Source organism: Citrobacter freundii complex sp. 2025EL-00176 (assembly GCF_053309355.1).
The window spans coordinates 46,179-69,013 of record NZ_JBRYHT010000019.1 but is presented as its reverse complement, the minus strand read 5'-3'; the positions used below and the strand labels follow the sequence as shown (position 1 = coordinate 69,013).

The window sequence follows — 22,835 nt, the reverse complement described above, 5'->3', positions numbered from 1 at the left end:
TACGGCATGCGGGCTGCATGGCAGAAAGAACTGGCCGGTTCTCTCTGCACAGAAAGGATAATACAAGGCCTGATAAGCGTAGCACCATCAGGCGCGCAAAAAACAATCAGTACAGTTTTTTCGCGCAGTCCAGCCAGTCACCTTTGAACGGACGCTTCATGTTTTCGATAGCGTCGATGATGTCATGGTGAACCAGTTTTTCGTTCTGAATACCTACGCAACGGCCACCGTGACCTTCCAGCAGCAGTTCGATGGCATACGCACCCATGCGGGACGCCAGAATACGGTCATAAGGAACCGGAGAACCACCACGCTGGATGTGACCCAGTACGGTTGAACGCGTTTCACGGCCCGTTTCTTTCTCGATGTAATGCGCCAGTTCGTCTACGTCACACATATGCTCGGTGATCGCCACAATCGCGTGCTTCTTACCTTTCGCGATACCGGCTTTGATTTCAGCAACCAGATCGTCACGGCTGAATTCTACTTCCGGAACCACTACGAACTCACAACCGCCGGCAATCGCTGCCGCCAGGGTCAGGTCACCACAGTAGCGGCCCATCACTTCAACGATAGAAATACGCTGGTGAGAAGAAGAGGTATCACGCAGACGGTCAATCGCTTCTACTACGGTACCCAGAGCGGTGAAGTAACCGATGGTGTAGTCGGTGCCCTTGATATCGTTGTCGATAGTGCCCGGCAGACCGATGCACGGGAAGCCCATTTCAGTCAGGCGTTTCGCACCCATGTAAGAACCGTCACCGCCGATAACAACCAGGGCGTCGATGCCACGCTTCTTCAGGTTTTCGATAGCCACCGCACGCACGTTTTCGTCGCGGAATTCCGGGAAGCGGGCAGAACCAAGGAAGGTACCGCCACGGTTGATCATGTCGGACACGCTATAGCGGTCGAGCTGGACCATACGGTCTTCATACAAACCCAGGTAGCCATCATGGATCCCCATGACTTCCAGCCCTTCCGTCAACGCTGCACGTACAACACCACGGATTGCTGCGTTCATGCCCGGCGCATCACCGCCGCTTGTCAACACACCGATTTTCTTAATCATGACTACCTCTGAACTTTGGAATGCAAAATGAAATCTGCTGCCGGAAGTCGATTCCGCATATCGAAACGATCCAACGAATATGCAGATAGTATAACAATCACTTCCTGCTGAATTGATTCAGGTCAGGCCAAATGGTGGTAATTTATACACAAAATGCTGGCCTGGCTCACTTTTTTTACAACGAATTATGAAAGCTCAAACATCTTGCCTTCCTTGGGTACGACGGAACAGGGATCCTGATGAATGATGACATCCGATCCCGGGAAACGTCGCAAAATTGCCTGCTCGACCTGCTCAGCCACTACATGCGCCTGAACGAGCGGCAGATTATCTTCCATTTCCAAATGAATCTGAATAAAGCGGGTCGGCCCTGACTGCCGCGTGCGAAGATCGTGAGCGCCGCTGACTCCCGGCCATGACGTCACGATATCAATAATTTCCTGACGTTCTTCATCGGGTAAAGCGCGATCCAGCAATGACTGCACCGCCTCATACCCCATGCGTAATGCGCTATATAAAATATAGATGCCAATTCCGAGCGCAAACAAGGCATCTGCGCGATGCCAGCCGTACCATGCCAGCCCAAGCGCAATGAGAATCGCACCGTTCATCATAACATCAGACTGATAATGAAGCATATCCGCCCTAACAGCCTGACTTTGCGTACGCTTCACCACCCAGCGCTGAAACGAGACCAGTATGATGGTGCATACTAACGCAATGATAGTGACAATCACCCCGACGCCGGGATCTTTCATCGGCGTGGGTTGGATAAGATGCTGAATCCCGGTCAGGAATAAAAACAGCGCTGAGCCGGAAATAAACATGCTCTGCGCCAACGCCGCCAATGATTCCGCTTTACCGTGTCCGAACGTGTGTTCATCATCGGCCGGTTGCAATGAATAGCGCACCACCAACAGGTTGGTGAGTGACGCCGCAATGTCGACCAGAGAATCCACCAACGCAGCCAGAATACTGACCGATCCGGTGTACCACCACGCAAAAATTTTGATCAAAAGTAACAGCGATGCCATCACGGTCGCCGCGATTGCCGCCCGGCTAACCAGCCGCCCATAGGTTTGATTCATAAACACTCCTGCCAGGATATGCCGCTAGTATAACGGATGAAGTAAAACAGTCAGGCAATTACCGAGTGACAAATTTTGGGCAAAAAAAACCCCCACATCATGTGGGGGAAGACAGGGATGGTGTCTATGGCAAGGAAAACAGGGTTACTACTGGGAACGTGAGTTGCTACTACTCAATAAATTCAACGAGGCGCTTTTTTTCCAGTGCGCGACATCGCGCAGTTGCTCCATTCGTTGTTCATGTTTCTCATTTAAAACCGCTTGCTGCTCGGGCGTTAACAGGCGATACATCTGGTTGCGAACCTTGGCTATTTCAACCTGGCGGGCAACCTGTTCTTGCGCCATTCTTTCTGCCTGAGCGCGCACAGCGCTTTCATCAAATTTCTCTGCGGTGACAAGGCGATGCATTGTCTCCATTTCGCTAACATTAACAGGAGGCTGTTCGTGTCTTGCCTGCTGCATTAAATCTCGCATCTGTTGACGTTGATGTTCGGTTAAACTGATACCGTCAAACATGTGGCTCTGTACGCTGCGTTGCGAGGAGCCTTCACCCAGGTGCCAGTGATCGCCTGTGACGACTTCAGCTGCATGGCTTAAGGTACTGAATGCCAGCGTTGAGGCCATGACGGCAGCGGTAACTTTGCCCATCACTTGCTCCCAAAATCTTTTCTGTCGCGATTCAACGAGAGACAGTTTACGATTCGGGCTGCAAACATGCGTCAGGGGGTGTAAAACAACGTAAAGTCATAGATTAGCGACGCCTGATGACGTAATTTCTGCCTCGGAGGTACGTAAACAATGAATAAAATCCTGTTAGTTGATGATGACCGAGAGCTGACTTCCCTGTTAAAGGAGTTGCTCGAAATGGAAGGTTTCGATGTGCTGGTTGCCCATGATGGGGAACAAGCGCTCGAGCTTCTGGATGACAGCATCGATTTACTTTTGCTCGACGTCATGATGCCAAAGAAAAACGGCATCGATACACTGAAAGCGCTTCGCCAGACACACCAGACACCCGTAATCATGCTGACCGCTCGCGGCAGCGAATTGGATCGCGTTCTCGGCCTTGAACTGGGCGCGGATGACTATTTACCTAAACCGTTTAACGACCGCGAACTGGTCGCGCGCATCCGCGCTATTCTGCGTCGCTCGCACTGGAGCGAACAGCAGCAGAACAGCGACAACGGCTCGCCTACCCTGGAAGTGGATGCGTTAAGCCTTAACCCGGGTCGCCAGGAAGCCAGCTTCGACGGGCAAACTCTGGAGCTAACCGGCACCGAATTCACCCTGCTCTATTTGCTGGCGCAGCATCTCGGCCAGGTGGTTTCGCGTGAACATCTGAGCCAGGAAGTGCTGGGCAAACGCCTGACGCCATTCGATCGCGCGATCGACATGCATATCTCGAACCTGCGTCGTAAGCTGCCAGAGCGTAAAGACGGGCATCCGTGGTTTAAAACGCTGCGCGGTCGCGGCTACCTGATGGTTTCCGCTTCATGATAGGGAGTTTAACCGCACGCATCTTTGCCATCTTCTGGTTGACGCTGGCACTGGTGTTGATGTTGGTACTGATGCTACCCAAGCTCGACTCACGTCAGATGACCGAGCTACTGGACAGCGAGCAGCGCCAGGGGTTGATGATTGAGCAACACGTTGAAGCTGAACTGGCGAACGATCCACCCAACGATTTGATGTGGTGGCGTCGCTTGTTTCGGGCAATAGACAAGTGGGCGCCGCCAGGACAGCGGTTATTACTTGTTACCACGGAAGGACGCGTGATCGGCGCAGAACGTAACGAAATGCAGATCATTCGTAACTTTATTGGTCAGGCCGATAACGCCGACCATCCGCAAAAGAAAAAATACGGTCGCGTTGAGATGGTCGGGCCTTTTTCCGTCAGAGACGGCGAAGATAACTACCAATTGTATCTCATTCGACCTGCCAGCAGCTCGCAATCTGACTTTATCAACCTGCTGTTCGACCGACCGCTGTTGTTGCTGATCGTCACCATGTTAGTCAGCTCTCCGTTATTGCTCTGGCTTGCCTGGAGTCTGGCGAAACCGGCGCGTAAGTTGAAAAACGCGGCAGATGAAGTGGCCCAGGGCAACCTGCGCCAGCATCCGGAACTGGAAGCCGGTCCGCAGGAGTTTCTGGCGGCGGGCGCCAGCTTTAACCAGATGGTGACGGCGCTGGAGCGGATGATGACCACGCAGCAACGCCTGCTGTCGGACATTTCTCACGAGTTGAGAACGCCGTTGACGCGTCTGCAACTGGGCACTGCCCTGCTGCGTCGTCGTAGTGGCGAGAGCAAGGAGCTGGAGCGCATTGAAACGGAAGCGCATCGGCTGGACAGCATGATCAACGACCTGCTGGTGATGTCACGTAATCAGCAGAAAAACGCGCTGGTCAGTGAAACGGTGAAAGCCAATCAGCTTTGGGGCGAAGTGCTGGATAACGCCGCCTTTGAAGCCGAGCAGATGGGTAAATCGCTCACGGTGAATTTCCCGCCGGGTCCGTGGCCGCTGTACGGTAACCCAAATGCGCTGGAAAGCGCACTGGAAAACATTGTGCGCAACGCCCTGCGCTATTCACACACGCAGATTGAAGTAGGCTTTGCGGTGGATAAAGATGGAATCACCATCACCGTGGACGACGATGGCCCGGGCGTTAGCCCTGAAGACCGGGAGCAGATTTTCCGTCCGTTCTATCGTACCGATGAGGCACGCGATCGCGAGTCTGGCGGAACAGGTCTGGGTCTGGCGATTGTGGAAACCGCGATCCAGCAGCATCGTGGCTGGGTGAAGGCCGAAGACAGCCCGCTGGGTGGTTTACGGCTGGTGATTTGGTTACCGCTGTATAAACGCGCTTAACAGGCTTCCCCGGTCACGTATCGCCGGGGAAGCACTCACGTTATGCTGCTGCGGTCGCAGCCGCTAGCTTTTGCTTTTTAATCCGCTTCACCAGAATTGTCGAACAGATAAAGCCCATTAAGCTGAACGCAATCATCACGCTAAAGACATAGTTGTAGCCTGTGATGCCGCTATTGGTGTCCAGCAAATAGCCATATAACGTGTACGCAAACATGGCTGGCATATAACCGATGATGCAGCCAAACGCCATTGCCGAACCGGCATACTCACGTGGCGTACCAATTTCATCCATCGGTGCGAAGAAAATCGCACGCTGTGAGAAGATAATCGCCCCAAATCCTAATGTCGCGGCCATACCGATATACACGTTCATTGTTTGATGCGGCAACTGCATGAAAACAAGCATCGCAACGGCAGAGATCAGAAAGGTCCATTTCAGGTACACCGTCGGCGATTTAGCAACCTTATCCGCCAGCAGCCCACCAATCGGCCCTCCTACCATTTTTAACGCATACTGGTTGATGATGCCGTACGCGCCGACCAGTGCGACTGGCAACATGTAGATGTCTTTTAAGAAGGGAATAAAGTAAGTCAGCCCACAATATGCGGCGTAAACAAAGAAAATCCCTAAAGAAGCCAACCAGACGTTAGGGCAGGACAACACATGTTTGATCCCCTTTAACACTTCCATGTTGGCACTGGTTTTCTCGCCGCCTTTCACTTTGTCGTCATCGACAATAAAGTACGTCACAATACCTGCCGCAAGCGTAATGACCGTATAAAACAGCAGACCCGCCTGCATCCCTGCTTTACCTTCACCAAACTGAACGAAGACAAACAGAGCGCCAGAAGCGACGATGACATCCACCACGCCGCGTCCGGCTTCTAAAAAGCCAAACATGCGGCCTTGTTCTTCTTTCGTACCCAGCAGACGCACGGCTTTCAGCAATACCGGCCAATACACCACATCAGCAAAGAACGCCATTGCGGCAAAGCAAATGAGATAACCGGTAAATGACGGTAGCGTTGCCAAATATAAGCCGCATAGCCCAACGCCGATCAGACCAAAGGGTAATAATATTTTCTTAGAATAACGGTCTGCAATATAGAGCGAAAGAAACAGTCCGGTTGTCTGAACAATTGTATAAACCGTAAAACTCAAGCCAATCTGCGTATTGGTTAAACCCCAGTCATTTTGCATTGGCACATAGAAAACATCTTTCATACTTGAAAGTTTGAATATTGTGCCGCCGCCTAAAATCAAAAAACAAAGCCTTGCCCATTTATTCATGAACATGAGTAAACCCTCATTGCTTGTTGAGAGAAATATTTAGATTAATTTATATAATTAATAAAACTGTAGAGTTATTTTCATAACCCTTTTCGCATTTAGTAAAATTTTAAAAAATTATTGTTTACCTATAAATTTATTACACAAGTCACGAATATATTGTATTTGAGCCAAAGCATGTTCTTTTTCCTGCGCCAGTCGCGCATCAATCATGTCAGCGTCGGGTAAAGGTGTATAACTTGCATCGCGCCATGGGATCCAGGGATTATCGCCTTCATCATCAAAACGAAATGCCGGAGCATAATATTCAACTTCTTCTTCCAGACCAAAAGCATGTACTTGCGGTTTATCTTCACCTAAGAGTAATAATGCCTTGAGCATCTCTTCCATGGGTAAGTCGCCGTATCCAGAACGACAAGCCTCATGCCCCCAGCCTTTACCTTCTTTAATAATTTTAGCGTCTTTGATATGTACCTGAGTGATCAGAGGAGACATAATCTCTAATGCAGAAAGCGGCTGCTCATTGGCATTAATCATGTTGCCAAAATCAAACAGAATAGAGAGATTCTTCATTCCACTGTTCTTAACCAGCGTCACCAGCTCATGACCTTGCAGATCTTCATGCTGTTCGATGGTAAAGCTTAGGCCGCAATCATCATACTGGGACAACCACGCAATATCATTGGCAATCTTCGCCATAACATCGTTGAGATGCCCTTCATAGCGCGGGTAGAAACGAACTGACGTTGCGCCAGTTGCCACGGCAATACGGATCGCATCCGTCAACGTCGCCTTGTCCGATGCGCTCGTTTCAATATGCACATCCAGATTATATTTCTTAGCCTTTTCTTTAAAATCGTGTAGCTGCCGATCGTTCAGTTTCTGCAGTGACTGGGATTCGCCATCCTCAACATGTATTTTTACACCTTTTAATTTTTGCTGATATGCAATATCCAGAAGATCGCCAGGAAGGACTCTCTCATAGCGCATATTCAGATGAAAGGCATAAGCATGTAGGTACAGCGGTATATTTCTCGCGCGTTCAGCGAGAAGTTCTTGGTTATATTTTCCCATAGTTTTCTCATTCATCACGAATAACAAGTTCTACTGATTCAAGTCGCCAGTATTCAAAATCAACCTGAACCACTTTTTTGTCTCGGGTTGCCCTATGTTTTTCTACTAAAATTCCATATGTATTAGGCGCAACGCCCAGCTCTTTGCAGGCCACTTCCGGCATATTTACCGGCTTAAAAATCATTTCTTTGATATTTAAAACATGACCGAACGCATCCTCCCAGACGCTGGCAAAAGACTGATTGCCAAGTTTGTTTATGAATCCTGGCGCAACATCGGCATCAATATAGGACTCATGGTAAAACACTTTATGTGAATCAAGGCCACACCAGCCGGTAACTAAATAGCGATCGCCGGAGGAGAGAAACACATCATCAACATGGTGCGGAACCGTCTCAATCGTTTCTTTGGTCAAATAATCCCAAAAAGGTTTACGCCCCTGGGCACAGGCTTCGGCATTGAAGCTGGAAAGTGATTTCGGGTTATAAATAAATCGCTTCGATGAAATAAACCACCCACTACGGTTCTTTCTGAAGATACGCGCATCAATCTCCAGCTCAATCAGAACCTGACGTAAGGTCATGCGCTTCGCATCCAGCAACTCACATAACTCCCTTTCCGAGGGCAATTTGGAACCTGCTGGCAAATTATTTTCGTTTAACCAGCTTTCAAAGCGCTCTCTGAGCACATCAACATTGTTTTTCTTTTTCATCTCGCTCAATCTGGTTTAAACCAATTTGAAGCTAAGATATTTGAGTGCACGAAATACTCAAGTTTTTTTTCAACGCAGCGTTTCTTTTTGTGGGCCAGGTATCAAGAATGGCCTGGAAACATGGCGCGACAGGCAGGTTTTAGTACGTGAGAAGATGATCCACGAGGAAGATAAATCAGGTGTTGCCACCTGATTTAATGGCAAGCTAAAGGTAGGGTTATTTCCCCCACAAACGGCGGGAATTATCTTCGATCTTGCCGCTTAAACGACGCTTCTGCATTGTTCTGGTCCAGCTTTTCGATAAGCCGGCAGCCGACAGTAAACGGTGATACTGAGCGTCATCAAACGGCATATGCCAGGCAATGGCAATCGCCTCCCGTACGCTGACGTCGCTCACGCGTGACGCCAGGATCAACGGCGCGTCCGCCGACACCTGACCGGGAGCGATGACGCTACACAGCCAGCCCGTCTTGCCCGCATCCTGCATCTGACTGGCCATATCGCTGATGCCAAAATGGAAATTCAGCTTAAAACACGGCGAGCGCGGCTGTGTGACCTGAATCAGCGCGTCTCCCCACTGGAAAATGTCGCCAATATACACATTCTCTTCCGTCAACCCCTCAGTGGAGAGGTTCTCGCCAAAAGCGGGCGCGACAAACAACTCCGCCTGCTCCGGAAACGCTTGTCGCCAGTGCTGATAGTGTTCACGCGGATAGTGGCACAGCGCGCGATCCGGCCCACCGTGAATTTTCGTTTCCGCCTGTTCATCACCCGTCAGGCCCAGTTCGGTCAGCATCAGCTCACCATCGACCTGAACTTTAGCAATCGCGCTGGGACGGCTTCCCGTATAGTCCCGAATCTTGCCTGTAAAAACATCGACCGGATATCGCATCTGTTCCCTCTCCCGATAAATTTCTCCCCATTACACCATATTTATTTTATCCCAGTCGCTCAAAATGAGAGCACGGTTCACATGAAGCTTAGGGACACATGCTATCAATGTAAGCTGGTTTTGAAACATCATTTCAAATAAGGAGTCGACTACGTGACTGGTCAATCGCAATTTGCTGGCGTCTGGTGCCCTGCCATTACGCCAATGGACAATGATGGCAAGATCGATCTCAACGGTCTGAGCCAGCATCTTAAACGCCTTACCGAGGCCAAAATCGACGTGATTTTGCTGATGGGCAGCATCGGGGAGTTTGCTTCCTTTACGCTCGAAGAACGACTGCTGCTGATCCGTGAGGCCCGAGCCATGAGCTCGCTGAAGATGGTCGCCAACGTCTCATCCACCTGCCAGAATGATGTTCTGTTGATGGCGCAGGAAGCGTATCGCGCAGGATATGATGCCGTGATGATCCTGCCGCCTTACTACTACGGACAAACGGCGAAACAGCTGCTGAGCTACTTCCGCCAGTTGGGGCAGAAACTCAGCGGGAAATGGTTTGCCTATAATTTCCCGGCGCGTACCGGCTGTGATTTAACGCCGGAACTGGTTGCCACCCTCGCTGCCGAGTTCCCAAATTTCGCAGGCATTAAAGATACTGTCGACTGTCAGTCACATACCCGCAGTATGATTCAGACAACGCGCGCCGTGCGGGAAGATTTTGCCGTACTGTCCGGTTATGACGAATACTACATTCCTAACCTGCTGGCAGGCGGGGCGGGGATTATTTCAGGGTTGAACAACGTCATGCCGGAACTGTTTGTCAGCGCGCGGGAAGCGTTTAAGCAGGGCGACCTGGCGACGCTTCGCGATATTCAGGACCAGATTGGCACCTATATGTCCATTTACGCCATTGGCGAAGATTTTGTCACCACCATCAAAACCGTGGTATCGCGTAAGTTTGGCTACTGCACCGGCGTGTCACGTAATGCTGGCGGAGAGTTGAATGAGGGGGAATGTCGGACTATCGATGAGGTGTTCGTCGTCAAAGGTTAACGCGTTAAGCCGGATGGTGCAGACCATCCGGCAAAAGAGGCTTACTTCACGGTACCGCGAAGATCAATTTCCGTGGCCCTGGCTTTGGCCTTTTTCGACCAGATGGACGTGATAATCGGCACCAGAATGGAGGTCACAATCACCGAGGTCGCCACCAGAGAGGTTGCCGCTGGCGCCATCGGTTTAAATGCCGGAACCATTTCAGCAATCAGTACCGGTGTAGCAACCGCCGCACCTGCTGAGCTGGAGGCCGCAATCCCCGCCGTACCATCGCCGCCGCCAATCAGTTTATCAGCGATAATCAATGGGATACCGGTGATGATAATCACCGCCACGCCTAGCAGAATCCCCAGCACGCCGGTTTGCGCAATCACGCTTAAATCAATGGTGTTACCCAGCGCGAAGGCGAAGAACGGGATCAGCGTCTGCACCGCTTTACTGAAGAACTCCCGCAGTTCAGGGTCCAGATTACCCAGCGCAAAGCCAATCAGGAACGGCAATACTGCCCCCACAAACACGTGTGGTTCAAACGAAGCAATCCCGGCGGTACCCAGAATCACCATGGTCATCAGCGGGCCTGATTCCAGAGACATCAGAACAAATGCCCCGGCCTCTTCTTTGGTGCCGTACTGCTGCATAATCGAGGCGTATAGCCCACCGTTGGTCATATCCATGGCGGCCACCAGCGCCAACGTGGACAACCCGGCGAAGAACCCGACTTCCACGCCATGTTCCGGCAGGATGCGTGAGGCAATTGCCGCCACTACCCACGCCACCAGAATTTTGGTGATGACTAACGTGCCTGATTTACGCAGCACGGTGCCGGTTGCGCTTAGCTTAATCGACGCGCCCATACAAAAGAACCAGACCGCCAAAATAGGCACCGTACCGGTGATCATACCGTTGGTAAATGAGCCGAAATATTTCCCGGCGCCGGGTGAAAAGGTGTGACATAACGCGCCGAGGAAAAGCGGCACCAGCATCATCCCGCCAGGGATTCTCTCTATCGTACGTTTGATCTGCATTTCCATCACCTGTAGACATAAAAATGGGGCAATTTTTATGGGCGATTGCATCTTGCTTTTGAGATGCGCCCGTCTTGATGAACAGAAGATAGACATTCAGAGGAATTATAAAAGTGATCCCACCCGCACAATAAAACATTGTTTCAATTTAAATGGATCAATGTTCCTATGTTGATTTTGATCACAAAAAAGCCCCCACAAGCAGCGCTTGCAGGGGCGTTATTTAAGCGTAGAACTTATTTTTTAGCGGCGAAACGCGCAGCAGCTTCATCCCAGTTCACCACGTTCCAGAACTCTTTAATGTAGTCCGGACGGCGGTTCTGGAATTTCAGGTAGTAAGCGTGTTCCCACACGTCCAGACCGACGATCGGGAAGCCGGAAGCGCCAGAGATAGCTTCGCCCATCAGCGGGGAATCCTGGTTAGCGGTGGAAACGACGGCCAGTTTGTCACCTTGCAGAACCAGCCACGCCCAGCCGGAACCGAAACGGGTTGCCGCTGCTTTTTCAAATTCAGCTTTGAAGTTGTCAACGGAGCCGAAATCACGTTCGATAGCCGCTTTCAGGTCGCCCTGCAGCGTAGTGCCGGTTTTCAGGCCTTTCCAGAACAGGCTGTGGTTAGCGTGACCGCCCGCGTTGTTACGCAGTACGGTTTTTTTGTCCGCTGGCAGTTGATCCAGTTTGGTGATCAACTCTTCAGCCGACAGGCTGGCGAATTCAGGCAGGCTTTCCAGCGCAGCGTTTGCGTTGTTTACGTAAGTCTGGTGGTGTTTGGTATGGTGAATTTCCATCGTCTGCTTATCGAAGTGCGGTTCAAGGGCATCATAAGCGTACGGCAGGGATGGCAGTGTATAACTCATAATCATCTCCAGTATTGTCGGGCGGCCAGTGTTAACGCCGCGTAAGCAGTTGGGTCATTATAGTTAATTAAATGATATTGAAAATGATTATCAATGCCGTACTTTTTACAAGGTTTTAATCGTGCCGTCTATTGCAAAAGTTGTGAACCGAATCACCCACTTAACGTGATGATTGCCAACATGCGCAAAATGGCGGCAATCGTTAAAAGGTTAACATCCTGCGTAATTTTTAAACTCGTTAGGTCGGAGGGGTCATTACCGACGATAAAAAATAACGAGGATTAAGTCATGAGTAACGCGATTACGATGGGTATCTTTTGGCATTTGATAGGCGCAGCCAGTGCAGCCTGTTTCTATGCCCCGTTCAAGCAGGTCAAACATTGGTCATGGGAAACGATGTGGTCGGTGGGCGGGATCGTCTCCTGGCTTATCCTTCCGTGGACCATCAGCGCGATGTTACTTCCCAACTTCTGGGCCTATTTCAGCTCCTTCAGCCTTTCCACACTGGCCCCGGTATTTCTTTTCGGTGCGATGTGGGGGATTGGTAACATTAACTATGGCCTGACCATGCGCTATCTCGGTATGTCGATGGGTATCGGCATTGCGATAGGTATTACGCTGATTGTCGGCACGTTGATGACCCCGATTATTAACGGCAACTTTGATGTGTTGATCAACACCTCCGGCGGACGCATGACGCTGCTTGGCGTGCTGGTCGCACTGATTGGCGTGGGCATTGTGACCCGTGCGGGTCAATTAAAAGAACGCAAAATGGGCATCAAAGCCGAAGAGTTCAACCTGAAAAAAGGGTTAGTTCTGGCGGTCATGTGCGGCATTTTCTCCGCGGGGATGTCATTTGCGATGAACGCCGCTAAACCGATGCACGATGCCGCCGCCGCGTTGGGTGTAGACCCGCTGTATGTCGCCCTGCCTAGCTATGTGGTTATCATGGGCGGCGGTGCGCTAGTCAACCTGGGTTTTTGCTTCATTCGTCTGGCAAAAGTGAAGAACTTGTCGATAAAAGCCGACTTCTCGCTGGCTAAACCGCTGATCATCAGCAACGTGCTGCTCTCCGCGCTCGGTGGCTTGATGTGGTATCTGCAATTTTTCTTCTACGCCTGGGGCCACGCGCGAATCCCGGCACAGTATGACTATGTAAGCTGGATGCTGCACATGAGTTTCTATGTCCTGTGCGGCGGGATTGTTGGTCTGGTACTGAAAGAGTGGAAAAACGCGGGTCGCCGTCCGGTCAGCGTACTGAGCCTCGGCTGCGTGGTAATTATTGTCGCGGCAAATATTGTTGGTCTGGGCATGGCCAGTTAGTCATGCTGGGTACTGAGATGACGCCACTGGCTCGGCGTCATCCCGGTTTCCCGCATAAACACCACCGAAAAGTAGTTACTGTCCTCAAAGCCACAACGCATGGAAATCTCACCGATCATTAACCGGCTATGCTTGAGCAGATACTGAGCATGGCAGACCCGCACCTGGCGGAGATACTGGTTGATGGTCATCCCGGTCTGGCTGCGAAACTGCTGGCGCAAAACGCGTTCGCTACACTGTTCACGCTCGCAAAATTTATTCAGTTCGAAAGCATGCTCATGACTCCCGGCTAACGCGGTAATGAGTTTATCCAACAGCGTTTCACTCGACGTTGCCGGGAGCGTATCCGTGGCGTAACGATGGCGTTTAAGGAGCGTCACCAGTTGCCCGAATAGCAGTTCCGCCATGTTAAAAGCCTGCGCATCGCGTTGATTACTTTCATGCTCAAGCTGGCTTATCACCTGCCGGGCCTGCGTCATGCCAACGCTGCCGAGTCGCCAATGCGGCTGCCGCGGCGCACCGTTAAATCCAGGGATCGCCCCTTCCCAGTCAACATTCAGCGTCAACCGCTCCGGGCAATAGATGATATTTTGCAACACAAGGTCGTTTACGGAAGTGTAGGAATGTTTGTCTTCGGCGCGAATGTAAAACAGATCGCCACGGGTTATTCGGTACGGACGATCGTTAAGGACGTGTAGACCATTGCCGCGCCAGACCAGGACCAGCTCGCAAAATTCATGGGTATGCTCCGCAAAGACGTCCTGCGGATAACGGTCAGCCACGGCGACAGCCTGCTGCTCATGCGCAAAAAAGTCTGATTTCAGAAGGATTAGCTGATTCGCCACCGCATTACCTCAACCTGGACGCTTGCCGGATAAGGCGCAGCCGCCATCCGGCATGAAAGGGTATGATTATCAGCAAACGGGCGGTAAAAAACGTTGATAGCTTTCGCGTTACTGCAGGCTGCTTCCCGCCATGAGATCGCGCCCCTGACGAATATCGCGGGGCGACCACTCGAACTCACGGCGAAATAGCGTCGAAAAGTGATTACTGTCGCCGAAACCGCAGAGATATGCGATATCGGTCACGCTGTCATCACTGTGGCGAAGCAGATGCCTCGCTTTTATAAGCCGCAGGCGGTTAAGGTAGCGCTGGGGCGTCAATCCCGTTTGTTGTTTAAGCTGGCGGTGCAGCGTGCGCAAAGAGAGCGAAAACTTCTCGGCCAACGCCTCCCAACACACCTCGTCAGCAAAGTTATCTTCCAGCCAAGCCATCAGAAGGTTAAGCCGCGCGTCGTTATCGGTTGCCGCTGCCATCAGACTGCTTTTACGCAACACGACCAGTAGCTGCATAAACAGAATTTCACGATTCGCCGCCGTCGGCGTATCCATCCCGTCACCAAGCGCTTCCATTTGCCCCACCAGCTGTCGGACCTGCTGTAATACCCCCTGGTTTACCCGCCAATGGGATGGATACTGCCCATTCTGTTCCTGAGGTAAAAGCTGATTCAGCCCCGCTAAAAATTGAAACGCATCCGGGGATCGATACAGGACGTTGGTCAGACACAAATTGTCCGTATGTTCATATAAATGCCGGTCATGATCGCGGACGAAACACACTGTACCACCGCTGATGGTGTAAGGCTGTCCGTTGAACACATGAATCCCCGTGCCATGTTCGACCACCACAATTTCATGAAAATCATGATGGTGTTCAGGAAACGCGGGTTGAGGAAGCCGCGGCTCAATAGCCACTGGCGCTTTACCTGTCGGAAAAAAGTCTACGCAATGCAGTACAGTCATGACGGCTCCCCCTGTTTAGCGAATATGGCTGAATAGTAATTAAGGGTTACTACCCTCACCTTAAATTTTTGACGCCAAAGTGCGTAAACACGGTCAATTCTTCAAGATAAGGCGGGAAAGATCGGGAATTGCGGAAGGCGTCACATCTGCCCGAATCCGCCCTATGAGTAGAAACTGTGAACATCATCACGTTCACCTTTGCCATGTTGCCAACCGCTAATTGTGCCTGTCACTGTTAAGAAGGTACGTCATATCGGGGGTTCTTAGACTGAGTGCAATAAAACTCAGAAGGACCTCGCTATGACTTTTCGCCATTGTGTCGCAGTCGATCTCGGCGCATCCAGCGGGCGCGTAATGCTGGCGCGTTACGACAGTGAACACCGCACCCTGACGCTGCGTGAAATCCACCGCTTCACTAACTGCCTGCAAAAAACGGACGGTTTTGACACCTGGGACATCGACAGCCTGGAAAACGACATTCGTCAGGGTCTGAAGAAAGTCTGCGATGAAGGCATTCGGATAGACAGCATCGGCATTGATACCTGGGGGGTGGATTACGTGCTGGTCGATAACGCCGGTCAGCGCGTCGGTCTACCGGTTTCTTACCGTGACAACCGCACGACAGGCATTATGTCGCAGGCGATGGTGCAACCGGGTAAAAACGAGATTTACCGTCGGAGCGGTATTCAATTTCTCCCCTTTAACACCTTGTATCAGCTGCGCGCGCTGGTTGAACAGCAGCCAGAACTGATTCCGCAGGTAGCGCATGCCCTGCTGATCCCCGACTACTTCAGCTTTCGCCTGACCGGTGAAATGAACTGGGAATACACCAACGCCACCACCACCCAGTTAGTTAATATCAATACCGACGACTGGGATGACACGCTGCTGGCGTGGACCGGGGCAGACAAAGCCTGGTTTGGTCGCCCGACGCATCCGGGGAACGTTATTGGCTACTGGATTTGCCCGCAGAAAAATCAAATTCCGGTCGTGGCGGTTGCCAGTCACGACACAGCCAGCGCGGTCATTGCTTCGCCGCTCGCCGATAAAAACAGCGCGTATCTCTCTTCCGGCACCTGGTCGCTGATGGGGTTCGAGAGCAGAACACCGTATACCAACGATGCGGCGCTGGCGGCGAATATCACCAACGAAGGCGGCGCGGAAGGGCGCTACCGGGTACTGAAAAATATCATGGGACTGTGGCTGCTCCAGCGCGTATTAAAAGAGCGCCAGATCGACGACCTGCCAACGCTTATCGCCGAAACGCAAGCGCTGCCGGCCTGCCAGTTCCTGATCAACCCAAACGACGATCGCTTTATCAACCCCGACGATATGAGTGCGGAAATTCAGGCGGCCTGTCGTGAATCGGGCCAACCTGTTCCTCTGCAAAACGCCGAACTGGCGCGCTGTATCTTCGACAGCCTGGCGCTGCTGTATGCCGACATTCTGCAAGAACTGGCAGACCTGCGTGGCACAGCGTTTAGTCAGTTGCACATTGTCGGTGGCGGTTGCCAGAACGCGTTACTCAACCAGCTGTGCGCGGATGCCTGCGGTATTCGCGTTATGTCCGGGCCGATTGAGGCCTCCACGCTCGGCAACATCGGCATCCAGTTGATGACGCTGGACGAGCTTAACAACGTCGATGATTTCCGTCAGGTAGTGCGCGCCAACTACGACCTGACCACCTTCATTCCCAATCCGGAAAGTGAAATTGCCCGCTACCAGGCGCAGTTTCAATCACTACGACAGACAAAGGAGCTTTGCGCATGACCACTCAACTTGAACAAGCCTGGGAACTGGCAAAACTGCGTTTCGCCGCGGTAGGTATTGATGTCGAGGCGGCCTTACGCCAGCTCGATCGTCTGCCGGTCTCCATGCACTGCTGGCAGGGCGATGACGTCGCCGGTTTCGAAAACCCGGAAGGCTCGCTCACTGGCGGAATTCAGGCTACCGGCAACTATCCGGGCAAAGCGCGCAACGCGACCGAACTGCGTGCCGATCTGGAGCAGGCGCTGAGCCTGATACCGGGACCAAAACGTCTGAACCTGCATGCGATCTATCTGGAATCCGATACGCCGGTTGCCCGCGACCAAATCAAACCGGAACACTTCAAAAACTGGGTTGAGTGGGCGAAAGCAAACCAGTTAGGGTTGGATTTCAACCCGTCCTGCTTCTCGCATCCGCTGAGCGCCGACGGTTTCACGCTGGCCCACGCCGATGACCACATTCGCCAGTTCTGGATTGACCACTGCAAAGCCAGCCGTCGCGTCTCGGCGTATTTTGGCGAGCAGTTGGGGACGCCATCGGTGATGAACATCTGGATCCCGGACGGTATGAAAGATATCACCGTTGACCGTTTAGCGCCGCGCCAGCGCCTGCTGGAAGCACTGGACGAAGTGATCAGCGAGAAACTCGACCCGGCACACCATATCGACGCCGTTGAGAGCAAGCTGTTTGGCATCGGCGCCGAAAGCTACACCGTCGGCTCCAACGAGTTCTATATGGGCTACGCCACCAGCCGCCAGACCGCGCTGTGCCTGGATGCGGGACATTTCCATCCGACTGAAGTGATTTCCGACAAAATCTCCGCCGCCATGCTGTATGTACCGCGCCTGCTGCTGCACGTCAGTCGTCCGGTGCGCTGGGACAGCGATCACGTGGTGCTGCTGGATGATGAAACTCAGGCGATTGCCAGCGAGATCGTCCGCCACAACCTGTTTGACCGCGTACACATCGGTCTCGACTTCTTCGACGCCTCCATTAACCGCATCGCCGCGTGGGTTATCGGCACCCGCAATATGAAAAAAGCCCTGCTGCGCGCGCTGTTAGAACCAACTGAGCAACTGCGCCAGCTCGAAGCCAGCGGCGACTACACCGCACGTCTGGCCCTGCTGGAAGAGCAAAAATCACTGCCATGGCAGGCCGTCTGGGAAATGTATTGCCAGCGTCACGATACGCCAGCGGGCAGCCAGTGGCTGGACAGCGTTCGCGCCTATGAAAAAGAGATCCTGAGCAAACGTAGCTGATAGCGACACCTGATCTGTAGGCCGGATAAGACGCCCCGCGTCGCTATCCGGCAATAAATGAACCACGATTGCCGGATGGCGCTGCGCTTATCCGGCCTACGTAAGACCCGATAACCTTCGGGCAATAAATGGGAGCACTGAACATGCAGAACATTACTCATTCCTGGTTCGTCCAGGGGATGATCAAAGCCACATCCGATGCGTGGTTGAAAGGCTGGGATGAACGTAACGGCGGCAACCTGACGCTGCGCCTGGACGAAGCAGATATCGCGCCATTTAACGCCGATTTCCACGAAAAACCGCGCTATATTGCGCTGAGTCAGCCCATGCCGTTGCTGGCGAATACGGCGTTTATCGTTACCGGATCGGGTAAATTTTTCCGTAACGTTCAGCTCGATCCGGCAGCAAATTTAGGCGTAGTAAAAGTGGACAGCGACGGTGCGGGTTATCACATCCTTTGGGGCCTGACCCACGAAGCGGTGCCTACCTCCGAATTACCGGCTCACTTCCTCTCTCACTGTGAACGTATTAAAGCGACGAACGGCAAAGACCGCGTGATCATGCACTGCCACGCCACCAACCTGATCGCCCTGACCTATGTGCTGGAAAACAACACCGCGCTGATCACCCGCAAACTGTGGGAAGGCAGCACCGAGTGCCTGGTGGTGTTCCCGGATGGCGTCGGCATTTTGCCGTGGATGGTGCCGGGTACGGATGAAATCGGCCAGGCGACCGCGCAAGAAATGCAGAAACATTCGCTTGTTCTGTGGCCGTTCCATGGCGTGTTCGGCAGCGGCCCCTCCCTCGATGAAGCATTCGGTTTGATCGATACCGCAGAGAAATCCGCTGAGGTTTTAGTCAAAATCTATTCGATGGGCGGTATGAAGCAGACCATCACGCGTGAAGAACTGATCGCACTCGGCAAACGTTTTGGCGTGACTCCGCTGGCAAGCGCACTGGCATTATAAGGAAAATAGTGATGAGCTTTATGTTGGCACTACCCAAAATTAGTCTGCATGGCGCTGGAGCGATTGCCGATATGGTGAACCTCGTGGCGAATAAGCAATGGGGCAAAGCGCTGATCGTTACCGATGGTCAATTGGTGAAGCTGGGCCTGCTGGATAGCCTGTTTAGCGCGCTGGATGAACATCAAATGTCTTACCACCTGTTTGATGAGGTGTTCCCAAACCCGACTGAAGAGCTGGTGCAGAAAGGTTTTGCGGCGTATCAGAGCGCAGAATGTGACTACATTATTGCCTTCGGCGGCGGCAGCCCGATCGATACCGCTAAAGCGGTGAAAATCCTGACCGCTAACCCAGGTCCTTCTACCGCATACTCCGGCGTGGGCAAAGTGAAAAACGCTGGCGTTCCGCTGGTCGCCATCAATACTACCGCCGGTACAGCTGCAGAAATGACCAGCAATGCGGTGATTATCGACTCTGCTCGCAGGGTTAAAGAGGTGATCATCGACCCGAACATCATCCCGGATATCGCCGTGGATGATGCCAGCGTGATGCTGGAAATCCCGGCTTCCGTCACCGCCGCAACCGGTATGGACGCCCTGACCCACGCGGTGGAAGCCTATGTTTCCGTCGGCGCGCACCCACTCACCGACGCCAACGCGCTGGAAGCGATTCGCTTAATCAATCTGTGGCTACCGAAAGCAGTCGACGATGGCCATAACCTCGAAGCCCGTGAGCAAATGGCATTTGGTCAGTATCTGGCGGGTATGGCATTTAACAGCGCCGGGCTTGGTCTGGTGCATGCGCTGGCGCACCAGCCGGGCGCAACCCACAACCTGCCGCACGGCGTCTGCAATGCCATCCTGCTGCCAGTAATCGAAAACTTTAACCGCCCGAACGCCGAGGCTCGCTTTGCCCGCGTGGCGCAGGCGATGGGCGTCGATACCCGTGGCATGAGTGATAAAGCGGCAAGCATGGAAGCCATCAACGCCATTCGCGCTCTGAGCAAACGTGTCGGTATTCCAGCCGGTTTCAGCCAGCTTGGCGTGACCAAAGAGGATATTGAAGGCTGGTTAGATAAAGCGTTGGCCGATCCATGTGCGCCGTGTAACCCACGCACTGCCAGCCGCGATGAAGTCCGCGAGCTGTATCTGGAGGCATTATGATCCGCAAAGCGTTTGTGATGCAGGTGAATGCCGACGCGCACGTTGAGTACCAGCGTCGTCATAATCCCATTTGGCCGGAGCTGGCAGCCGTATTAAAAGAGCATGGCGCCCATCACTACGCGATTTATCTCGATCAGGAGCGCAATCTGCTGTTCGCTACCGTGGAGATTGAGTCCGAGGAGCGCTGGAATGCCGTTGCCAGCACCGACGTTTGCCAGCGTTGGTGGAAACATATGCATGACGTTATGCCAGCAAACCCGGACAACAGCCCGGTCAGCGCAGAGCTAAAAGAGGTGTTTTATTTACCGTAGTCTTGTAGGCCGGATAAGGCGCTAACGCGCCGCATCCGGCACAACGCAACATAACAGTTAGTTCTGTTCAGAAACCAGAATCGCCTGGGTGTCTGGTTCCAGCGCTTTAAAGATATGCGCCCGATCGGCGGGGTAACAAATGTAGTCGCCCTCACCTAGCTCTTCCGGCGCTTCCGTCAATCCCACCATCGCCTTACCTTGCGTCACGATAATATGTTCAACCGATCCCGGTGGATGCGGCTGTGAAATACGATCCGCGCCCGGCTGCGTCAGCAACAAATAGATATCCCGCCGCGCGCCCGGTGGGCAGGCGGCCAGTAAAATGGCCTGATAGTGGGCCTGTTCCGCCACCACTTTTGTCCCTTCGCCGCGGCGAATCACCTGCGTTTTTTGTTCCTGCGGCTCCAGCAGGCGCGCGAAAGGGATATCCAAAGCCACACACAGCGACCACAGCGTTTCCAGGCTAGGATTGCCATTACCCGCTTCCAACTGTGAAAGCGTCGATTTAGCAATCCCCGCGCGACGGGCAATCTCCGCCAGTGACAAACCGGTGCGCTGGCGCTCACGCACCAGGCTTTTCGCGATCATACTGATGGGCTGGGTCATTCACGACTCCATGTTTTTTATATCGAACGAATCGTTCGACTTGTAAAGTCAAATGGTTGCGTTCATTATAATGGAAATTCGTTCGATATGGCTAAATTGGTATGAAACATTATTTTTCCTGTCTCAAAGGCGACACGCTAAAAGCAATATTTCTCGTCTGTCTGGCCGTCGGCGTCGTGGGCATGTCATATGGCTCGCTGGCGATGGCTTACGGTTTCCCGCTGTGGGTACCGTTTGTGCTTTCTATTACGGTGCTGGCGGGCGCATCCGAGTTTATGTTTATTGGCATCGTCGCCAGCGGCGGTAACCCACTGGCGGCGGCTGCTGCCGGTTTACTGGTGAACGCCCGACACGTACCGTTTGGCGTCACGGTGCGTGACCTGGTGGGCTCCAGGGCCGCCAGCTTCCTCGGCTGCCATATCATGAACGACGAAAGCGTGGTGTTTGGCCTGTCGCAAAAAACACCCGAACAACGTAAAGCCGCCTACTGGCTATGCGGTCTGGGCGTCGCCCTATTCTGGCCGATTGGCACACTGATTGGCGCAGGTGTTGGCAAACTGCTCCCGGCTCCAGAAACTATCGGTCTGGATGCCGTTTTCCCGGCCATTTTGTTGGCCTTAGTGGTCCCGGCCTTTAAAAACCGCACCACGCTGATCCGCGCCTGCAGCGGTGCCGCGCTGTCGCTTGCCGCCATTCCCTTTGCGCCGGTCGGTTTACCGGTTCTGCTTTCACTGTTTGGCTTACTGACGAGGAAAAAATAATGGGCAACATGACGCTGTTTATCGTTGGTATCGCCGTGTTATCTCTGGGAACGTATCTCATGCGTTTAGGCGGGGCAAAACTGGGGAGTCGTTTAGCGTTCTCGGAACGCTCACAGGCGCTGCTTTCTGATGCCGCAACGGTATTGCTGTTCTCCGTCGCGCTGGCGACCACCTTTTATGAAGGTGAACACTTTGCTGGAATGGCGCGTGTTCTTGGGGTTGGCTTCGCGGTCTTTCTCGCCTGGCGTAAAATGCCGTTAATCGTGGTGATCGTTGCCGCCGCGGTGGTAACCGCGCTGTTGAGGATGGTGGGAATACACTAATAATATACCTACCCTGACGAAATATTCATCAGGGTAATCGCCTGTAGCATTGTGTGTTTTACCCCACAAAACCACGCGCTAACTCAGCCTCAAATTGTCACGCCACGCTGACATATTGCCGCTCATCTCTTCGCCATCTCGCCGTTAGAATCAGATCAAATAGTTTTAACGGAGCCCCCACATGACAACCCTTACAGCTAGCTGCATTGACCTGAATATTCAGGGAAATAGCGTTTATGCCATCCTTAAGCAACTGGCGAATATGGCGTTTCAGAATGGCTATGTCTCCGATCGCAGCGCCTACCTGCAAACGTTATTGATGCGCGAAAAGCTGCACTCCACCGGCTTTGGTTCGGGCATTGCCGTCCCACACGGCAAAAGCGCCTGCATCAGGCAGCCCTTCGTCCTGTTCGCACGTAAATCAGAAAACGTGGACTGGAAAGCCAGCGACGGCGAGGACGTTAATTGCTGGATTTGCCTCGGCGTGCCACAAACCGGTGAGGATGATCAGGTCAAAATTATCGGCACCCTGTGTCGCAAAATTATCCATCAGGATTTCATCAACCAGCTGAAACAAGGCGGCCCTGATCAGGTGCTCGCTCTGCTCAATCAGACCTTAACCTCATAAGG

Annotated in this window: 24 protein-coding genes; 12 read left to right on the top strand and 12 right to left on the bottom strand. The window is 52.6% G+C overall.

Annotated elements, in window-relative coordinates; genetic code table 11:
• Positions 1–106: 106 nt before the first annotated feature.
• From pfkA to cpxP, 3 genes are all read right to left on the bottom strand, one after another.
• Positions 107–1,069: a 6-phosphofructokinase gene (gene pfkA, locus ACVXHP_RS22810; protein WP_006686196.1), complete on the bottom strand. Its 963-nt coding sequence runs from the start codon at positions 1,067–1,069 to the stop codon at positions 107–109.
• A 185-nt stretch (positions 1,070–1,254) separates the two neighbouring features.
• Entirely contained in the window at positions 1,255–2,157 is a 903-nt protein-coding gene (fieF, locus tag ACVXHP_RS22805; protein WP_038635968.1) for a CDF family cation-efflux transporter FieF, read from the bottom strand.
• Positions 2,158–2,304: 147 nt separating this feature from the next.
• Positions 2,305–2,805: a cell-envelope stress modulator CpxP gene (gene cpxP / locus ACVXHP_RS22800; protein ID WP_047025898.1), complete on the bottom strand. Its 501-nt coding sequence runs from the start codon at positions 2,803–2,805 to the stop codon at positions 2,305–2,307.
• Between the two features lie 150 nt (positions 2,806–2,955).
• On the opposite strand from cpxP, the gene cpxR reads away from it, so the two are divergent.
• Complete coding sequence (gene cpxR, locus ACVXHP_RS22795) at positions 2,956–3,654, top strand: envelope stress response regulator transcription factor CpxR (protein WP_005121756.1); 699 nt, start codon at positions 2,956–2,958, stop codon at positions 3,652–3,654.
• Positions 3,651–5,024 carry an envelope stress sensor histidine kinase CpxA gene (cpxA, locus tag ACVXHP_RS22790; protein ID WP_042313425.1) on the top strand — a complete coding sequence of 458 codons (1,374 nt, stop codon included), beginning with the start codon at positions 3,651–3,653 and terminating at the stop codon, positions 5,022–5,024. The genes cpxR and cpxA overlap by 4 nt, the downstream gene beginning before the upstream one ends.
• A 40-nt stretch (positions 5,025–5,064) precedes the next feature.
• On the opposite strand, the gene ACVXHP_RS22785 is transcribed toward cpxA, so the two are convergent.
• From ACVXHP_RS22785 to yiiM, 4 genes are all read right to left on the bottom strand, one after another.
• On the bottom strand, positions 5,065–6,315 hold the full coding sequence (locus tag ACVXHP_RS22785) for an MFS transporter (RefSeq protein WP_200009480.1): 1,251 nt from the start codon (positions 6,313–6,315) through the stop codon (positions 5,065–5,067).
• Positions 6,316–6,432: 117 nt separating this feature from the next.
• A complete protein-coding gene (locus ACVXHP_RS22780) occupies positions 6,433–7,389 on the bottom strand; it encodes a sugar phosphate isomerase/epimerase family protein (protein ID WP_316129557.1) in 957 nt (318 codons plus the stop codon).
• Positions 7,390–7,396: 7 nt separating this feature from the next.
• Positions 7,397–8,101, bottom strand: coding sequence for a GntR family transcriptional regulator (locus tag ACVXHP_RS22775; protein WP_042313430.1), 705 nt, complete (start codon positions 8,099–8,101; stop codon positions 7,397–7,399).
• Positions 8,102–8,318: 217 nt separating this feature from the next.
• Positions 8,319–8,993: a 6-hydroxyaminopurine reductase gene (gene yiiM / locus ACVXHP_RS22770; RefSeq protein ID WP_047025901.1), complete on the bottom strand. Its 675-nt coding sequence runs from the start codon at positions 8,991–8,993 to the stop codon at positions 8,319–8,321.
• A gap of 153 nt (positions 8,994–9,146) precedes the next feature.
• Between yiiM and ACVXHP_RS22765 the strand changes: the two genes are divergently transcribed.
• Positions 9,147–10,043 carry a dihydrodipicolinate synthase family protein gene (locus ACVXHP_RS22765; RefSeq protein ID WP_038635948.1) on the top strand — a complete coding sequence of 299 codons (897 nt, stop codon included), beginning with the start codon at positions 9,147–9,149 and terminating at the stop codon, positions 10,041–10,043.
• 41 nt (positions 10,044–10,084) lie between these two features.
• Here the strand turns inward: ACVXHP_RS22765 and kdgT are convergent, their stop codons facing one another.
• Positions 10,085–11,068 carry a 2-keto-3-deoxygluconate transporter gene (gene kdgT / locus ACVXHP_RS22760; RefSeq protein ID WP_316129552.1) on the bottom strand — a complete coding sequence of 328 codons (984 nt, stop codon included), beginning with the start codon at positions 11,066–11,068 and terminating at the stop codon, positions 10,085–10,087.
• Positions 11,069–11,304: 236 nt separating this feature from the next.
• Entirely contained in the window at positions 11,305–11,925 is a 621-nt protein-coding gene (sodA, locus tag ACVXHP_RS22755) for a superoxide dismutase [Mn] (protein WP_038635943.1), read from the bottom strand.
• 288 nt (positions 11,926–12,213) lie between these two features.
• Here sodA and rhaT point away from each other — a divergent pair, with 288 nt between their 5' ends.
• Positions 12,214–13,248, top strand: coding sequence for an L-rhamnose/proton symporter RhaT (rhaT, locus tag ACVXHP_RS22750; protein WP_042313441.1), 1,035 nt, complete (start codon positions 12,214–12,216; stop codon positions 13,246–13,248).
• On the opposite strand, the gene rhaR is transcribed toward rhaT, so the two are convergent.
• Positions 13,245–14,093 (bottom strand): HTH-type transcriptional activator RhaR, encoded by an 849-nt coding sequence (rhaR, locus tag ACVXHP_RS22745; protein ID WP_447572219.1) that lies wholly within the window; start codon positions 14,091–14,093, stop codon positions 13,245–13,247. The genes rhaT and rhaR overlap by 4 nt on opposite strands.
• Before the next feature lie 108 nt (positions 14,094–14,201).
• A complete protein-coding gene (gene rhaS / locus ACVXHP_RS22740) occupies positions 14,202–15,050 on the bottom strand; it encodes an HTH-type transcriptional activator RhaS (RefSeq protein ID WP_042313449.1) in 849 nt (282 codons plus the stop codon).
• A 300-nt stretch (positions 15,051–15,350) separates the two neighbouring features.
• On the opposite strand from rhaS, the gene rhaB reads away from it, so the two are divergent.
• The 5 genes from rhaB to rhaM all read left to right on the top strand — a co-directional run bounded on the left by rhaB (position 15,351) and on the right by rhaM (position 20,515).
• Entirely contained in the window at positions 15,351–16,820 is a 1,470-nt protein-coding gene (rhaB, locus tag ACVXHP_RS22735) for a rhamnulokinase (RefSeq protein ID WP_447572218.1), read from the top strand.
• The gene (gene rhaA, locus ACVXHP_RS22730; RefSeq protein WP_042313455.1) at positions 16,817–18,076 is read left to right on the top strand and encodes an L-rhamnose isomerase; all 1,260 of its coding nucleotides are present in this window, start codon (positions 16,817–16,819) and stop codon (positions 18,074–18,076) included. The genes rhaB and rhaA overlap by 4 nt, the downstream gene beginning before the upstream one ends.
• Positions 18,077–18,219: 143 nt before the next feature.
• Positions 18,220–19,044 carry a rhamnulose-1-phosphate aldolase gene (gene rhaD, locus ACVXHP_RS22725; RefSeq protein WP_200009457.1) on the top strand — a complete coding sequence of 275 codons (825 nt, stop codon included), beginning with the start codon at positions 18,220–18,222 and terminating at the stop codon, positions 19,042–19,044.
• Positions 19,045–19,055: 11 nt separating this feature from the next.
• Entirely contained in the window at positions 19,056–20,204 is a 1,149-nt protein-coding gene (fucO, locus tag ACVXHP_RS22720) for a lactaldehyde reductase (RefSeq protein ID WP_447572217.1), read from the top strand.
• The gene (gene rhaM / locus ACVXHP_RS22715; RefSeq protein ID WP_447572216.1) at positions 20,201–20,515 is read left to right on the top strand and encodes an L-rhamnose mutarotase; all 315 of its coding nucleotides are present in this window, start codon (positions 20,201–20,203) and stop codon (positions 20,513–20,515) included. The genes fucO and rhaM overlap by 4 nt, the downstream gene beginning before the upstream one ends.
• 57 nt (positions 20,516–20,572) lie before the next feature.
• On the opposite strand, the gene ACVXHP_RS22710 is transcribed toward rhaM, so the two are convergent.
• Positions 20,573–21,121: a helix-turn-helix domain-containing protein gene (locus tag ACVXHP_RS22710; RefSeq protein WP_003825255.1), complete on the bottom strand. Its 549-nt coding sequence runs from the start codon at positions 21,119–21,121 to the stop codon at positions 20,573–20,575.
• A gap of 101 nt (positions 21,122–21,222) precedes the next feature.
• Here ACVXHP_RS22710 and ACVXHP_RS22705 point away from each other — a divergent pair, with 101 nt between their 5' ends.
• From ACVXHP_RS22705 to ACVXHP_RS22695, 3 genes are all read left to right on the top strand, one after another.
• Complete coding sequence (locus ACVXHP_RS22705; protein ID WP_047025909.1) at positions 21,223–21,882, top strand: AzlC family ABC transporter permease; 660 nt, start codon at positions 21,223–21,225, stop codon at positions 21,880–21,882.
• Positions 21,882–22,205, top strand: a complete 324-nt coding sequence (locus ACVXHP_RS22700; RefSeq protein WP_047025910.1) for an AzlD domain-containing protein — start codon at positions 21,882–21,884, stop codon at positions 22,203–22,205. The genes ACVXHP_RS22705 and ACVXHP_RS22700 overlap by 1 nt, the downstream gene beginning before the upstream one ends.
• A gap of 181 nt (positions 22,206–22,386) precedes the next feature.
• On the top strand, positions 22,387–22,833 hold the full coding sequence (locus tag ACVXHP_RS22695) for a PTS fructose transporter subunit IIA (protein WP_447572215.1): 447 nt from the start codon (positions 22,387–22,389) through the stop codon (positions 22,831–22,833).
• Positions 22,834–22,835 lie beyond the last annotated feature (2 nt).

Excerpts from the sequence above, each read along its gene's own strand:
- pfkA (WP_006686196.1), bottom strand. The coding sequence starts at position 1,069 with ATGATTAAGAAAATCGGTGTGTTGACAAGCGGCGGTGATGCGCCGGGC.
- fieF (WP_038635968.1), bottom strand. The coding sequence starts at position 2,157 with ATGAATCAAACCTATGGGCGGCTGGTTAGCCGGGCGGCAATCGCGGCG.
- cpxP (WP_047025898.1), bottom strand. The coding sequence starts at position 2,805 with ATGGGCAAAGTTACCGCTGCCGTCATGGCCTCAACGCTGGCATTCAGT.
- cpxR (WP_005121756.1), top strand. The coding sequence starts at position 2,956 with ATGAATAAAATCCTGTTAGTTGATGATGACCGAGAGCTGACTTCCCTG.
- cpxA (WP_042313425.1), top strand. The coding sequence starts at position 3,651 with ATGATAGGGAGTTTAACCGCACGCATCTTTGCCATCTTCTGGTTGACG.
- ACVXHP_RS22785 (WP_200009480.1), bottom strand. The coding sequence starts at position 6,315 with ATGAATAAATGGGCAAGGCTTTGTTTTTTGATTTTAGGCGGCGGCACA.
- ACVXHP_RS22780 (WP_316129557.1), bottom strand. The coding sequence starts at position 7,389 with ATGGGAAAATATAACCAAGAACTTCTCGCTGAACGCGCGAGAAATATA.
- ACVXHP_RS22775 (WP_042313430.1), bottom strand. The coding sequence starts at position 8,101 with ATGAAAAAGAAAAACAATGTTGATGTGCTCAGAGAGCGCTTTGAAAGC.
- yiiM (WP_047025901.1), bottom strand. The coding sequence starts at position 8,993 with ATGCGATATCCGGTCGATGTTTTTACAGGCAAGATTCGGGACTATACG.
- kdgT (WP_316129552.1), bottom strand. The coding sequence starts at position 11,068 with ATGCAGATCAAACGTACGATAGAGAGAATCCCTGGCGGGATGATGCTG.
- sodA (WP_038635943.1), bottom strand. The coding sequence starts at position 11,925 with ATGAGTTATACACTGCCATCCCTGCCGTACGCTTATGATGCCCTTGAA.
- rhaT (WP_042313441.1), top strand. The coding sequence starts at position 12,214 with ATGAGTAACGCGATTACGATGGGTATCTTTTGGCATTTGATAGGCGCA.
- rhaS (WP_042313449.1), bottom strand. The coding sequence starts at position 15,050 with ATGACTGTACTGCATTGCGTAGACTTTTTTCCGACAGGTAAAGCGCCA.
- rhaB (WP_447572218.1), top strand. The coding sequence starts at position 15,351 with ATGACTTTTCGCCATTGTGTCGCAGTCGATCTCGGCGCATCCAGCGGG.
- rhaA (WP_042313455.1), top strand. The coding sequence starts at position 16,817 with ATGACCACTCAACTTGAACAAGCCTGGGAACTGGCAAAACTGCGTTTC.
- rhaD (WP_200009457.1), top strand. The coding sequence starts at position 18,220 with ATGCAGAACATTACTCATTCCTGGTTCGTCCAGGGGATGATCAAAGCC.
- fucO (WP_447572217.1), top strand. The coding sequence starts at position 19,056 with ATGAGCTTTATGTTGGCACTACCCAAAATTAGTCTGCATGGCGCTGGA.
- rhaM (WP_447572216.1), top strand. The coding sequence starts at position 20,201 with ATGATCCGCAAAGCGTTTGTGATGCAGGTGAATGCCGACGCGCACGTT.
- ACVXHP_RS22710 (WP_003825255.1), bottom strand. The coding sequence starts at position 21,121 with ATGACCCAGCCCATCAGTATGATCGCGAAAAGCCTGGTGCGTGAGCGC.
- ACVXHP_RS22705 (WP_047025909.1), top strand. The coding sequence starts at position 21,223 with ATGAAACATTATTTTTCCTGTCTCAAAGGCGACACGCTAAAAGCAATA.
- ACVXHP_RS22700 (WP_047025910.1), top strand. The coding sequence starts at position 21,882 with ATGGGCAACATGACGCTGTTTATCGTTGGTATCGCCGTGTTATCTCTG.
- ACVXHP_RS22695 (WP_447572215.1), top strand. The coding sequence starts at position 22,387 with ATGACAACCCTTACAGCTAGCTGCATTGACCTGAATATTCAGGGAAAT.